This is a genomic window from Streptomyces venezuelae (genome assembly GCF_008642295.1).
Lineage (GTDB): Bacteria > Actinomycetota > Actinomycetes > Streptomycetales > Streptomycetaceae > Streptomyces > Streptomyces venezuelae_C.
In genome coordinates this window covers 2283556-2297522 of record NZ_CP029190.1, presented here as the reverse complement: position 1 = coordinate 2297522, position 13967 = coordinate 2283556, and the positions used below count along the sequence as shown (strand labels likewise).

The 13967-nt window shown below is 71.2% G+C and carries 9 protein-coding genes; 6 read left to right on the top strand and 3 right to left on the bottom strand.

The window, feature by feature from the left end; translation table 11 throughout:
* Positions 1 to 8: 8 nt before the first annotated feature.
* Complete coding sequence (locus DEJ50_RS09945) at positions 9 to 1232, bottom strand: PQQ-dependent sugar dehydrogenase (RefSeq protein WP_150207201.1); 1224 nt, start codon at positions 1230 to 1232, stop codon at positions 9 to 11.
* Positions 1233 to 1394: 162 nt separating this feature from the next.
* Complete coding sequence (locus DEJ50_RS09940) at positions 1395 to 2402, bottom strand: aldo/keto reductase (protein WP_150207200.1); 1008 nt, start codon at positions 2400 to 2402, stop codon at positions 1395 to 1397.
* 74 nt (positions 2403 to 2476) lie between these two features.
* Here DEJ50_RS09940 and DEJ50_RS09935 point away from each other — a divergent pair, with 74 nt between their 5' ends.
* From DEJ50_RS09935 to serA, 6 genes are all read left to right on the top strand, one after another.
* On the top strand, positions 2477 to 3424 hold the full coding sequence (locus DEJ50_RS09935; RefSeq protein WP_150207199.1) for a 2-hydroxyacid dehydrogenase: 948 nt from the start codon (positions 2477 to 2479) through the stop codon (positions 3422 to 3424).
* A gap of 390 nt (positions 3425 to 3814) precedes the next feature.
* Positions 3815 to 6751, top strand: coding sequence for a putative bifunctional diguanylate cyclase/phosphodiesterase (locus tag DEJ50_RS09925; RefSeq protein ID WP_150207198.1), 2937 nt, complete (start codon positions 3815 to 3817; stop codon positions 6749 to 6751).
* A gap of 186 nt (positions 6752 to 6937) precedes the next feature.
* A complete protein-coding gene (locus DEJ50_RS09920; RefSeq protein WP_150207197.1) occupies positions 6938 to 8824 on the top strand; it encodes an acetolactate synthase large subunit in 1887 nt (628 codons plus the stop codon).
* A 32-nt stretch (positions 8825 to 8856) separates the two neighbouring features.
* Positions 8857 to 9381 carry an acetolactate synthase small subunit gene (ilvN, locus tag DEJ50_RS09915; protein WP_150207196.1) on the top strand — a complete coding sequence of 175 codons (525 nt, stop codon included), beginning with the start codon at positions 8857 to 8859 and terminating at the stop codon, positions 9379 to 9381.
* A 104-nt stretch (positions 9382 to 9485) separates the two neighbouring features.
* A complete protein-coding gene (ilvC, locus tag DEJ50_RS09910) occupies positions 9486 to 10487 on the top strand; it encodes a ketol-acid reductoisomerase (RefSeq protein WP_150207195.1) in 1002 nt (333 codons plus the stop codon).
* 263 nt (positions 10488 to 10750) lie between these two features.
* Positions 10751 to 12343: a phosphoglycerate dehydrogenase gene (gene serA / locus DEJ50_RS09905; RefSeq protein WP_150207194.1), complete on the top strand. Its 1593-nt coding sequence runs from the start codon at positions 10751 to 10753 to the stop codon at positions 12341 to 12343.
* A 92-nt stretch (positions 12344 to 12435) separates the two neighbouring features.
* Here serA and DEJ50_RS09900 read toward each other — a convergent pair whose 3' ends face one another.
* Positions 12436 to 13959: an MFS transporter gene (locus tag DEJ50_RS09900; RefSeq protein ID WP_150207193.1), complete on the bottom strand. Its 1524-nt coding sequence runs from the start codon at positions 13957 to 13959 to the stop codon at positions 12436 to 12438.
* Positions 13960 to 13967 lie beyond the last annotated feature (8 nt).

Here is a 13967-nt window from a genome sequence, read left to right as displayed (position 1 = left end):
CCAGTCGGTTACCGCACTGTCAGGGTCAGGATCCGGTCGTCCCCCGCTTCCGGCGAGCCCCGTCCGTCCGTCTCGCTGGTGACCAGCAGCAGCCGGTCACCACCGAGGGCCAGCACCGTCCGCAGCCGACCGTACCGGCCGGTGAGGAAGGCCTCCGGCTCGGCCACCGGGGTCGCGCCCGCCAGCGGGATCCGCCACAGCCGCTCGCCCTTCAGCCCGGCCATCCACACCGAGCCGGCCGCCCAGGCGATCCCGCTCGGCGAGGCCTCGTCGGTCTTCCACTGGGCCACCGGGTCCTTGAACCCGGCCTTGCCCGCCTTCCCCTCCGCCTCCGGCCAGCCGTAGTTCCCGCCCGGCTCGATCAGGTTGAGCTCGTCCCAGGTGTCCTGCCCGAACTCCGCCGCCCACAGCCGCCGGTCCCGGTCCCAGGCCAGACCCTGCACATTGCGGTGCCCGTACGAGTAGACGACCGAGTCGGCCTCCGGATTGCCGTGCACCGGCTCCCCGTCCGGGGTCATCCGCAGGATCTTGCCGCCCAGCGAGGCCTTGTCCTGTGCGAGCCCGGTGTCACCGGTCTCGCCCGTCCCCACGTACAGCATCTTGTCCGGGCCGAACGCGATCCGCCCGCCGTTGTGCACGAACCCCTTCGGAATGCCCCGGAACACCGTGTCCGGCGCGCTCAGTTGCTGGCCCGGCGGTCTCTGCTCGTCATACCGAAGCCGGGCGATCCGGTTGTCGGACTCGGTGGTGAAGTACGCATAGACCATCCGGTCCGAGGCGAAGGAGGGCGACAGCGCCAGGCCCAGCAGCCCGCCCTCGCCGCCCGGTGCCACCCCGGGCACCTCGCCGATCACCGCCGACTTCCCGGTCTTCACCTCCACCCGGCTGATCGTCCCCCGGTCACGGGAGGCCACCAGCAGATCGCCGTCCGGCAGCGGGGCCACCCCCCAGGGCGATTCCAGGCCCTTGGCCACCTCGCCGGACACCGTCACCGCCCCCTTGGCGGGCGGCGCCGGCGGTCCGGACGCCGTGGGGGAGGCGGGCGGCCCGTCCGATGTCGTGCCCGTCGGCGGGGTCCGACCCGCCGGGCCGCCGGCCGGCTCCGCCGAGCATCCGGCCAGCAGCAGGACCGAGCACCCCGCCAGGGCCGCCGTCGTCACCGCCGCCCGCCGGATCCCGCCCCGCACCGATCCGCCCCGTACAGATCCGCCCCGCGCAGTTCCCTCTCGCATGGCCCTGCTCCCTTCCGGTCTGCCGATCCTGCCCGTCACCCCTTCAACAGCCCCGGCCGTTCCCGAAGTTCCGGACTTCGTACACCCGATCGAGTGGCTTTGCGCGGCCCCGGAACGGGGAAGGGCCCCAGACCTGAGCCCTCAGTCCTCAGCCCTCAGCCCTCAGTCCCAGGCTCCCACCGCCACCGGCAGCGTCGCGATCTCGGCCAGATCCGCCGCCGTCAGCAGCACCTCGGCGGCCCGCGCGTTCTCCACCGCCCACGCCTCCCGATCGGCCCCCGGAACCGGCACCACGTGCGGCCCCTGCGCCAGCACCCAGGCCAGCGCCACCTGCGCCGCAGTGACCTGCGGACCGTGCCGCCCGGCCACCCGCCGCAGGCCCGCCACCAGCACCTGGTTCGCCGCCATCGCCTCCGCCGTGAACCGCGGGTGCCGGGCCCGCGCGTCATCGGCCTCGAAGCCCTGCCCCGGCGTCAGCGTCCCGGTCAGGAAACCGCTGCCCAGCGGCATCGCCGCCAGGAACCCCACCCCCCGCGCCGCACACCACGGCAGCAGGTGCCAGGCCGCCTCCGGCGACCACACCGACAGCTCCGCCTGCACCGCGCTCACCGGGAACACCTGCTGGGCCCGCTCCAACTGCCCGATGGTCACGGCGTACGACCGGTCCCCGCGCCGCCCGGCCCCCGGCCCCGCACCCGCCCCCACCGCGCAGAACCCCAGCGCCCGCACCTTTCCCGCGGCCACCAGTTCCGCCATCGCCCCCCAGGTCTCCTCCACCGGAACCTCCGGATCCACCCGGTGCAGCTGGTACAGGTCGATCACATCGGTCTGCAGTCTCCGCAGGGAGGCGTCGCAGGCCCGGCGTATGTACGGAGGGCGGCCGTTGGCCACCACATGCTGATCACCCACCCGCAGGCCCACCTTGGTGGAGACGAAGGCCTCGGCCCGCCGCTCCCGCAGCACCCGGCCGAGCAGCAGCTCATTGGTGAACGGCCCGTAGATGTCCGCCGTGTCGAGCAGGTTCGCCCCCAGATCGAGCGCCGCGTGCACGGCGGCCAGCGACCGCGCCCCGTCCCGCCGCGAGGCCGCGTACGCCCAGCTCATCGGCATGCAGCCGAGTCCGATCGCGCCCACCGTCAGCGCCGACGCCCCGATTGACCTGCGCTCCACGCCCGGGTCCCCCTCCCTTTGACGCACCCCAAACTAACGGCTTGATCGCGATGGCTTCACATAGCCTCGGGATCATGTCTTCCACCACGCCAGAGGTCTGGCTGCCGTTCCCCGCCGACGAGGTCGACGGCCTCCCCGCCGCCTTCCGCTACCACCGGTGGGACGGCGAGGACGAGTTCCCCGCCGACCCGGCCGACTGCGTCTTCTACGTCACCCCGTATATGAAGTCCTCCGAGGTCAGCATCCGCCCGCTGGCCCTGATGCCGCGGCTCCGGATCGTCCAGACCCTGACTGCCGGCATCGACCACGTCCTCGGCGGCCTCGGGGACCTGCAACCGGGCGTCCGGCTGTGCAATGCCCGCGGGGTCCACGAGGCCAGCACCGCCGAACTCGCCCTCACCCTGGTGCTCGCCTCCCTGCGCGGCATTCCCGGGATGGTCCGCGGCCAGGACCGCGAGGACTGGCAGGGCGGGTTCTACCCGGCCCTCGCCGACAAGTCCGTGCTGATCGTGGGGTACGGATCCATCGGCGCCGCCATCGAGGACCGGCTCGCGCCCTTCGAGTGCGGGGGGATCACCCGGGTCGCGCGCTCGGCGCGGACCACCGCCCGCGGGCCCGTACACCCGTTCACCGAACTGCCGGACCTGCTGCCCCGGGCCGATGTGGTGATCCTCTCCACCCCGCTCACCGAGGAGACCCGGGGGCTCGCCGGCGCCGGCTTCCTCGGCCGTATGAAGGACGGCGCGCTGCTGGTCAACGTGGCCCGCGGGCCCGTGGTCGACACCAAGTCCCTGCTGGCCGAGCTGGAGTCGGGACGGCTGCGGGCGGCGCTCGACGTGACCGACCCGGAACCGCTGCCGGCCGGGCACCCGCTCTGGCATGCTCCCCATGTCCTGATCACGCCCCATGTGGGCGGCAGCAGCTCGGCGTTCGAGCCGCGGGCGAAGCGGCTGCTGGCCCGTCAGCTCACCCGGTTCGCCGCCGGGGAGCCGGTGGAGAACACCGTATTGATCACGGAATGAGCCCGAATGTGCACACTCCGCATTCGATCATGTGCACTCCGTGTGCACAACTCTCCCTTTGGTGACGGAGCGTACATCGACCCTGTCCCTGAGTAACGAAAGTGGTGTATCGTCCGGAACAAGGGGCTGCGCCGTGAACGTATGGCGCTGGGGAGTGATCGGACAGTTTGGGGGGCGACGGGCGATGCACGGTCAATGGACGAAGGATCCGACGCGGCGGAGCCGCCGGAGGCGCCACGCGAGTGCGCCGAAACCAGCCAACCGGGTCACGACCGCCGCACCGGCGGCCCCGCGGGCCCGGCCGGCCCCGGCCCCATCGGCCGAACCGGCTCCATCAGCCCACCCGGCCCGACCAGCCGGAGCGGCGGCACCGCCGGCCGAGGGGGCCCCGTGAGCTCCCCCGGTGCGCTCCTGGCCCAGTCGCCGGTCTCCGGCAGCGGCAAGGGACTGCTGGCGCAGCTCCTCCTCGCCCTGATCAGCGGCGCCTATGCGATCGGGGCGACCTTCAGCTGGGGCTCCAAAGAACTCGCCGTGTTCATGGGCGACTTCGGGCTCAGCGCCGCCGGGTTACTCGCCGCGGTCTCCTGCTACCACTACGCCCGCACCCACCGCAGCCGGGAACGCCCCGCCTGGCTGCTGTTCGCCTTCTCCTCCCTGATGGGGGCCGTCGGCAACGCCGTCTGGGGCTGGTACGAGGTGGTCCTCGACACCGAGGTGCCCAGCCACTCCCTCGCCGACTTCGCCTTCCTCTGCTTCGCCCCGCCCGCCATCGTGGGCCTGCTCGTCCTCGCCAAACGCCCGGTCACCCGGGCCGGCTGGGTCTGCCTGGCCCTCGACTCCTGGCTCATCGGCGGCTCCCTGCTCACCCTGTCCTGGAGCCTCGCCCTCGCCAACGCCGCGGAGACCGCCCAGTCCGGAGCCCCCGGCAGCGTCGCCCGCGCCGCGCTCGCACTCGCCTATCCGCTGCTGGACATCGCCCTCGTCTCGATGGTCCTGGTCCTGCACTTCCGGCGCTCCGCGGGCAACCGCTCGGCCGTCAACACGGCCATCGCCGGCCTCGCGCTGACCGTGCTCAGCGACGCCCTGTTCATCTCGCCGCTGCTCCGCGAGAACTACCAGTCCGGGCAGCTGCTCGACGCCGGCTGGTTCGCCGGCTCGCTGCTCCTCGCGTACGCACCCTGGGGCGCCCGGCGCACCCCGCCGGGCCCGGTCGGGCGGCGGCCCGGCCAGCCGTACCCCGCCCGCCAGGTCAGCCGGCCGATCACGGGCTCGCTGCCCGCCCTCACCCCGTACCTCGCGGCGGCCGTCTGCACCCTGGGCATCCTGTACAACGTGCTGGACGGCAGCCGGAAGGTCGACCGGGTGGTCGTCTTCACCGCCTGCACCGTGGTCCTCGCCCTCGTCGTCCGCCAGGGCATCATGCTCCTCGACAACATCGCGCTCACCCAGGAACTGGCCCAGAAGGAGAACCACTTCCGCTCCCTGGTCCAGGGGTCCAGCGATGTCATCATGATCGCCGCGCCCTCCGGCGTGTTGCGGTACGTCAGCCCCGCCGCGGCCGGGGTCTACGGCCGTGAGGCGGAGGAACTGGTCGGCCGCCGGCTCGCCGAGCTCATCCACCCCGACGACCTCGGCCGGGTGGTCCACGAGGTGCGGCGCTTCCTCGCCGTCCCGCCCGGCGAGGAGTCCACCACCCGGATCGAATGCCGCTTCGAGTCCGGCCGGGGCGAATGGCTCAACGTGGAGTCCACCGTCAACCGCCACCAGGGCGGGCTGATCCTCAACAGCCGTGACGTCACCGAACGGGTCCGCCTCCAGGCCCAGCTCCAGCACAGCGCCGAACACGACCCGCTGACCGACCTGCCCAACCGGGCCCTGTTCACCCGCCGGGTCCGCCAGGCCCTGGCCGGCCGACGGGCCGGGGACCACAGCAGCGCCGTGCTCTTCATCGACCTCGACGGCTTCAAGGCCGTCAACGACACCATCGGCCACCAGGCCGGCGACGAGCTGCTCATCGAGGCGGCCCGCCGGCTCCAGGACTCGGTGCGCGCCGGGGACACCGCCGCCCGCCTCGGCGGCGACGAGTTCGCCGCCCTCATCCTCGGCGACGGCAACCGCGACCCGGCCGGCCGCGAGCACCTGGTGCACGAGATCGCCGAGCGCCTGCGCAGCACCCTCTCCCAGCCCTACCGGATCGCCGGCAGCGAGGTCCGGGTGGCCGCCAGCATCGGCGTGGCGTTCGCCGACTCCGGCACCACCCCCTCGGACCTGATGCGCAACGCGGACCTGGCGATGTACCGGGCCAAGGCCGGCGGCAAGGACCGGGTCGAGCTGTACGTCCCCCAGATGCAGACCGAGGCGGTCCACAAGGCCGAGCCGTCCGGCCGGCTGCGCGGCCCGCGGCAGGAGGGGGAGTTCGCCCTGTTGCACCAGCCCGTGGTCTCGCTGGCCACCGGCGAGGTCACCGCGGTGGCCGCGCAGGCCCGCTGGCGCTCCGCCCAGGGCATCCTCTTCACCCCCGCCGAATTCCTCCGGGTGGCCGAATCCCAGGACTCCCGGGAATTCCAGGTCTCCCGGGACTCCCAGGACTCCGGGGAACCCCAGGACGCGCCTCGGACCGCCGGTCCGGATGCCTCCCGCGCCGCCGAGCTGGGCCACCGGCTGCTGGAGGAGGCCGTGGGGCAGGCGGCCGAGCGCCACCGGGCCGGGCACGACACCCCGGTCGCGGTCCGCATGAGCGCCCGGCAGCTGCTGGACAGAGCCGTTCCGCCCGCCTCCGTGGAAGCCCTGCTGGCCCGCCACGGGCTGCCGTCCGGGGCCCTGATCCTGGAACTGGCCGACAGTGATCCACGCGTGCCCTTCGACGAGCTGGAGCGCCGTCTGACGGCCTTGCGCCGGCTCGGGGTCCGGATCGCCCTGGACGGCTTCGGCAGCGGCTACGCAGGCATCAGCGCCCTCCGCCGCCTCCCCGTGGACGTACTCAAACTGGACCGCGGCCTCGTCGAGGGGGTGGTGGAATCGGCCAGACTCAACAAGATCACGGCTGGTTTGTTGCGTATCGCAAACGATCTGGGAATGCAATCGGTGGCCGAAGGGGTGGACCTCCCCGAGCAGGTCCTCGCCCTCCGCGCCATGGGCTGCACCCACGGTCAAGGATTGGCCTTCTCCGAACCTCTTGACGAATACCGGCTGCACCGCGCGCTCGTCAGGAGTACGTTTCCAGTACCGGGCGGGGCAGCCCTGCCTGCCTTGGCCGGCGGTTCGCTGGGGGGCTCCTTGGTCATCCAGAGGGGCTCACATAATGAGACGCCCGTCCCACCCACTTGACATCGACCTCCCGCCGGAGGGAGGGTCTGTGCCATGCGCACCCGAATTCTCGTACTTGGAAAGCGCGTCGGCTAAGGCTGGGACCAGCATGTCCCCGCTGCACGCACCCGACGCGCTCCCCTCGCTTGCCTCCCGGCACGAGGGGTTTTTTGTTGCTCCTGTAAAACCCTCAGCTTCGAGAAGAGAATGCCGATGACCGAGCAGGCCTCCGGGGCCCACCATCCGCAGCCGCGGGCCCGTTCCGGCGGACAGCAGACCGCCGCAATTGAGCACGTCACGGGTGCGCAGTCCCTCATCCGTTCTCTCGAAGAGGTGGGGTGCGACACCGTCTTCGGTATTCCGGGTGGTGCCATCCTCCCCGCGTACGACCCGATGATGGACTCCAAGAAGGTCCGTCACATCCTGGTCCGCCACGAGCAGGGGGCCGGCCACGCCGCCACCGGCTACGCGCAGGCCACCGGCAAGGTCGGCGTCTGTATGGCCACCTCCGGACCGGGCGCCACCAACCTGGTCACCCCGATCGCCGACGCCCACATGGACTCCGTCCCGCTGGTCGCGATCACCGGCCAGGTCTCCTCCAAGGCGATCGGCACCGACGCCTTCCAGGAGGCGGACATCGTCGGCATCACCATGCCGATCACCAAGCACAACTTCCTGGTCACCAAGGCCGAGGACATCCCGCGGACCATCGCCGAGGCCTTCCACATCGCCTCCACCGGCCGCCCCGGCCCGGTCCTCGTGGACATCGCCAAGGACGCCCTCCAGGCACAGACCACCTTCAGCTGGCCGCCGTCCCAGGACCTCCCGGGTTACCGGCCGGTCACCAAGCCGCACGCCAAGCAGATCCGCGAGGCCGCCAAGCTGATCGCCGCGTCCAAGCGCCCGGTCCTGTACGTCGGCGGCGGCATCATGAAGTCCGGCGCCACCGCCGAGCTGAAGGTGCTCGCCGAACTGACCGGCGTCCCGGTCTCCACCACCCTGATGGCCCTGGGCTCCTTCCCCGACAGCCACCCGCTGCACGTCGGCATGCCGGGCATGCACGGCGCGGTCACCGCCGTCACCGCCCTGCAGAAGTCGGACCTGCTGATCGCCCTCGGCACCCGCTTCGACGACCGGGTCACCGGCAAGCTCGACAGCTTCGCGCCCTTCGCCAAGGTCATCCACGCCGACATCGACCCGGCCGAGATCGGCAAGAACCGCGCCGTGGACGTCCCGATCGTCGGCGACGCCCGCGAGGTCATCGCCGACCTGATCCAGGCCGTCCAGGCCGAGATCAACGAGGGCAACACCGGCGACTACACCGCCTGGTGGAAGGACCTCAACCGCTGGCGGGACACCTACCCGCTCGGCTACGACCTGCCCGAGGACGGCATGCTGTCGCCGCAGCAGGTCATCGAGCGGATCGGCCAGCTCGCGCCGCAGGGCACCATCTACGCGGCCGGAGTGGGCCAGCACCAGATGTGGGCCTCGCACTTCGTCAACTACGAGGAGCCCCGCACCTGGCTGAACTCCGGCGGCGCCGGAACCATGGGCTACGCGGTCCCCGCCGCGATGGGCGCCAAGGTCGGCATGCCGGAGCGCACGGTCTGGGCGATCGACGGCGACGGCTGCTTCCAGATGACCAATCAGGAACTGGTCACCTGCGCCCTGAACAACATCCCGATCAAGGTCGCGATCATCAACAACGGTGCGCTGGGCATGGTCCGCCAGTGGCAGACCCTGTTCTACAACCAGCGCTACTCCAACACCGTGCTGCACGCCGACGAGACCGGCCACGACACGGTCGGCTCCCAGCTCGGCGAGTCCGCCGCGCCCCGCCAGGGCACCCGCGTCCCGGACTTCGTCAAGCTGTCCGAGGCGATGGGCTGCGTGGCCCTGCGCTGCGAGGACCCGGCCGACCTGGACAAGGTCATCGCCGAGGCCAACGCGATCAACGACCGTACGGTGGTCATCGACTTCATCGTCCACGAGGACGCCATGGTGTGGCCGATGGTCGCCGCCGGCACCTCCAACGACGAGGTCATGGCAGCCCGGGGCGTCCGTCCCGACTTCGGCGACGGCGAAGACGACTGAGCCGCGAGAGCCTGAGAGAGAGAACGACTCACATGTCCAAGCACACGCTCTCGGTCCTGGTCGAGAACACCCCCGGCATCCTCGCCCGGATCGCCGCCCTGTTCTCCCGCCGCGGGTTCAACATCGACTCCCTCGCGGTCGGCGTCACCGAGCACCCCGACATCTCCCGCATCACCATCGTGGTCAATGTCGAGGACCTGCCCCTGGAGCAGGTGACCAAGCAGCTCAACAAGCTGGTCAACGTCCTCAAGATCGTCGAGCTGGAGCCCGCCTCCGCGATCGAGCGCGAGCTCGTCCTGGTGAAGGTCCGCGCCGACAACGAGACCCGCTCGCAGATCGTCGAGATCGTCCAGCTGTTCCGCGCCAAGACGGTCGACGTCTCCCCGGAGGCCGTCACCATCGAGGCCACCGGCGGTGCCGACAAGCTCGGCGCGATGCTCAAGATGCTGGAGCCGTTCGGCATCAAGGAGCTCGTGCAGTCCGGCACCATCGCCATAGGGCGTGGCGGCCGGTCCATCACGGACCGCAGCCTGCGGGCGCTCGACCGCAGCGCCTGACCGCCGTAGCGCCTGACCGCGTTCGCATCGCGAGACCGAGAAACTTACAGTCCGTTCCCCGCCGTACGGTGGGAGCAATACCAGCGCACCAAGGAGATATCCCAGTGGCCGAGCTGTTCTACGAGAACGACGCCGACCTGTCCATCATCCAGGGCCGCAAGGTCGCGGTCATCGGTTACGGCAGCCAGGGCCACGCCCACGCGCTGTCGCTCCGTGACTCCGGTGTCGACGTCGTCGTCGGCCTGAAGGAGGGCTCGAAGTCCAAGGCCAAGGCCGAGGAGCAGGGCCTGAAGGTCGTCCCCGTGGCCGAGGCCGCCGAGTGGGCGAACGTCATCATGATCCTGACCCCGGACCCGCTGCAGGCCGAGATCTACGAGGAGTCCATCAAGGACCACCTCAAGGAGGGCGACGCGCTCTTCTTCGGTCACGGCTTCAACGTCCGCTACGGCTTCATCAAGCCCCCGGCCAACGTGGACGTCGCCCTGGTCGCCCCGAAGGGCCCGGGCCACCTGGTCCGCCGTCAGTACGAGGAGGGCCGCGGCGTTCCGTGCATCGCCGCCGTCGAGCAGGACTTCAGCGGCAACGCCTTCCAGCTCGCGCTCTCCTACGCGGCCGGCATCGGCGGCACCCGCGCCGGTGTCATCAAGACCACCTTCACCGAGGAGACCGAGACCGACCTCTTCGGCGAGCAGGCCGTTCTCTGCGGTGGCGCCTCCGCGCTCGTCAAGGCGGGCTTCGAGGTCCTGACCGAGGCCGGCTACCAGCCCGAGATCGCGTACTTCGAGTGCCTGCACGAGCTCAAGCTGATCGTCGACCTGATGTACGAGGGCGGCCTGGAGAAGATGCGCTGGTCGGTCTCCGAGACCGCCGAGTGGGGCGACTACATCACCGGCCCGCGCGTCATCACCGACGCCACCAAGGCCGAGATGAAGCAGGTCCTCGCCGAGATCCAGAGCGGCGAGTTCGCCAACACCTGGATGGCCGAGTACAAGGCCGGCCTGCCCAAGTACAACGAGTACAAGAAGGCCGACTCCGAGCACCTGCTCGAGACCACCGGCAAGAAGCTGCGCAAGCTGATGAGCTGGGTCTCCGACGAGGAGAAGTAAGCCCCGGGCAGGACCCGCGGCGGCGGGGCCGGGACGCGTGCGTCCCGGCCCCGCCCGGTCCCGGGCCGGTTCCGCTTGTCCACCCTGGCCAACCCCGGACGGGTGATCCTTCCGGACAGGCGGAAAACAAGTCCGCCGCCGCTACTACACTGCACAACACATACGCGTCAGGCCCACAGTGTCGTGCGTCTTCCACGCGGCTAGCCCCTCCACCGCCTGCGGCCGTCGGGACGGCCGTCCGCACTGGACTTGTGAGGACCCACGTGAGCTCGAAACCAGTCGTACTCATCGCCGAAGAGCTGTCGCCCGCCACCGTGGACGCGCTCGGCCCCGACTTCGAGATCCGGCACTGCAACGGCGCCGACCGTGCGGAGCTGCTGCCCGCCATCGCCGACGTCGACGCCATTCTGGTCCGCTCCGCCACCAAGGTGGACGCCGAGGCCATCGCCGCCGCGAAGAAGCTGAAGGTCGTGGCCCGGGCCGGAGTCGGCCTGGACAACGTGGACGTCTCCGCCGCCACCAAGGCCGGCGTGATGGTGGTCAACGCGCCCACCTCGAACATCGTCACCGCCGCCGAGCTGGCCTGCGGCCTGCTCGTCGCCACCGCCCGCAACATCCCGCAGGCCAACACCGCCCTGAAGAACGGCGAGTGGAAGCGGAACAAGTACACGGGTGTCGAGCTCAGCGAGAAGACCCTCGGTGTCGTCGGCCTCGGCCGTATCGGCGTCCTGGTCGCCCAGCGGATGTCCGCCTTCGGGATGAAGGTCGTCGCCTACGACCCCTACGTCCAGCCCGCGCGGGCCGCCCAGATGGGCGTCAAGATGCTCACCCTGGACGAGCTCCTCGAGGTCGCCGACTTCATCACCGTGCACCTGCCCAAGACCCCCGAGACCATCGGTCTCATCGGTGACGAGGCCCTGCACAAGGTCAAGCCGAGCGTCCGCATCGTCAACGCCGCCCGCGGCGGGATCGTCGACGAGGCCGCGCTGTACTCGGCGCTCAAGGAGGGCCGGGTCGCCGGCGCCGGCCTCGACGTGTACGCGAAGGAGCCCTGCACGGACTCCCCGCTCTTCGAGCTCGACCAGGTCGTCTGCACCCCGCACCTCGGTGCGTCCACGGACGAGGCCCAGGAGAAGGCCGGTATCGCGGTCGCCAAGTCGGTGCGCCTCGCGCTCGCCGGCGAGCTGGTGCCGGACGCGGTCAACGTCCAGGGTGGCGTCATCGCCGAGGACGTGCGTCCCGGTCTGCCGCTCGCCGAGAAGCTGGGCCGTATCTTCACCGCTCTCGCGGGCGAGGTCGCGGTCCGCCTCGACGTCGAGGTCTGTGGCGAGATCACCCAGCACGATGTGAAGGTGCTGGAACTGTCCGCCCTCAAGGGTGTGTTCGAGGACGTCGTCGACGAGACGGTCTCCTACGTCAACGCCCCGCTGTTCGCGCAGGAGCGCGGTGTCGAGGTGCGGCTGACCACCAGCTCGGAGTCCCCGGACCACCGCAACGTGGTGACCGTCCGCGGCACCCTGTCGGACGGTCAGGAGGTGTCGGTCTCCGGCACCCTGGCCGGCCCCAAGCACCTCCAGAAGATCGTCGGCATCGGCGAGTACGACGTGGACCTCGCGCTCGCCGACCACATGGTGGTGCTCGGCTACCAGGACCGCCCGGGTGTCGTCGGCACCGTCGGCCGGATCCTCGGCGAGGCCGGTCTGAACATCGCGGGCATGCAGGTCGCCCGGGCCGAGGAGCACGGTGAGGCGCTTGCCGTCCTGACCGTGGACGACACCCTCCCGGCGAGCGTCCTGGCGGAGATCGCCGAGGAGATCGGCGCGGCCTCGGCCCGCTCGGTCAACCTGGACGGCTGACCGCACCGCGTCGCACCCGCGCACGCGCACGCACACGCACGACGAAGGGCCCGGGGGATTCCCCGGGCCCTTTTCGTATGTTCGTACGTCGCTCAGTGCGCCGCACCCACCGGCTCGGCCGCAGCTCCGGCCGGCGCGGAGCCCCCGCCGGGGCGCAGCAGCACCAGGGCGAGCGCGGCGGCGGCCAGCAGCAGCACACCCGCCCCCCAGGCGGCGTAGTGCAGCCCGTGCACAAAGGCTTCGCGGGCCGCGGCCAGCACCGCGGCACCTGCCTCACCGCCCAGCTGCTGCGCGGCTGACACGGCCCCGCCGAGGGTCTCGCGGACGGCGGGGTCGGCATCCGCCAGGTCGCTGCGGTAGACGGCGGTGCCCAGGCTGCCCAGCAGGGCCATGCCCAGGGCGCCGCCGAACTCCTGGCCGGTCTCCAGCACGGAGGCGGCCGAACCGGCCTTCTCGGCGGGGGCGGCGGCCAGTGCCATGTCCGAGGCCAGGGACATCACGGTGACGATGCCGCCGGCCAGCACCGCGCAGCCGGCCAGCAGCAGCCACAGCGAATCGGTGCCGACCAGAGCGAACAGGGCGAAGCCGAGGGCGCCGGTGGCGAACCCGCCGGCGATGACCGGGCCCTTGCCGAGCCGCTGCCCGAGGGTGGCGGCGACCGGGGCGGTGGCACCCACGGCCAGGGACGGGGCGAGGCTCCACAGGGCGGCCTCCAGGGTGTCCATGCCGAGGACCGACTGGAGGTACTGGGTGGAGAAATAGGCCGAGCCCATCATGGCGAAGGCGGCGAGGGTGTTGAGGGTGACGGCGGCGCCGAAGCCGCGGGCCCGGAACAGCTCTGGGCTGATCATCGCGTCGGCCCGGGAGCGCTGGCGGCGGACGAAGACGAACCCGATGATCCCGCCCACGGCCAGGCAGCCCAGCCGGAAGGGGTCGACCCCCTCGGCGGCGATCTCCTTCAGCCCGTACACCACCGGCAGCACGGCCCCCATGGACAGCGGCACGCCCAGCAGGTCGAAGCGGCCCGGGGCCGGGTCCTTGAACTCGGGGACCAGTACTGGCGACAGGACAAGCAGCAGCAGCATCGCCGGGACATTGATCAGGAAGACCGAGCCCCACCAGAAGTGACTCAGCAGCACGCCGCTCATCACGGAACCGAGGGCGATGCCGCCCGCCATCGCGCCGGACCAGAGGGCGATGGCCCGGGTGCGCTGCGCGTCGTCCTGGAACAGGTTCCGGACCAGGGCCAGGGTGGAGGGCATCAGGGTGGCCCCGCCGATGCCGAGCAGGATGCGGGCGGCGATCAGCATGTCGGCGCTGGTGGCGTAGGCCGCGCCGACCGAGGCGAGCCCGAAGGCGGCGGCGCCGATCAGGAGCAGCTTGCGCCGCCCGATCCGGTCGCCGAGCGAACCCATGGTGATCAGCAGGCCGGCCAGTGCGAAGGCGTAGCTGTCGAAGATCCACAGCTGCTGGGTGGCGGTGGGGTCGAGCTCCCGGGTGATGGCCGGGATGGCGAAGTACAGGACGGAGACGTCCATCGAGACCAGGAGGAGGGGCAGCAGGAGGACGGTGAAGGCGGTCCATTCCCGGCGGCCGGCGCGAGGCGGGTTCGTCATGAGCAGGA

Bases quoted from the DNA above. Each gene is read 5' to 3' on its own strand.
- DEJ50_RS09900 (WP_150207193.1), bottom strand. From the start codon at position 13,959: ATGACGAACCCGCCTCGCGCCGGCCGCCGGGAATGGACCGCCTTCACC.
- DEJ50_RS09920 (WP_150207197.1), top strand. From the start codon at position 6,938: ATGCCGATGACCGAGCAGGCCTCCGGGGCCCACCATCCGCAGCCGCGG.
- DEJ50_RS09935 (WP_150207199.1), top strand. From the start codon at position 2,477: ATGTCTTCCACCACGCCAGAGGTCTGGCTGCCGTTCCCCGCCGACGAG.
- ilvN (WP_150207196.1), top strand. From the start codon at position 8,857: ATGTCCAAGCACACGCTCTCGGTCCTGGTCGAGAACACCCCCGGCATC.
- DEJ50_RS09945 (WP_150207201.1), bottom strand. From the start codon at position 1,232: ATGCGAGAGGGAACTGCGCGGGGCGGATCTGTACGGGGCGGATCGGTG.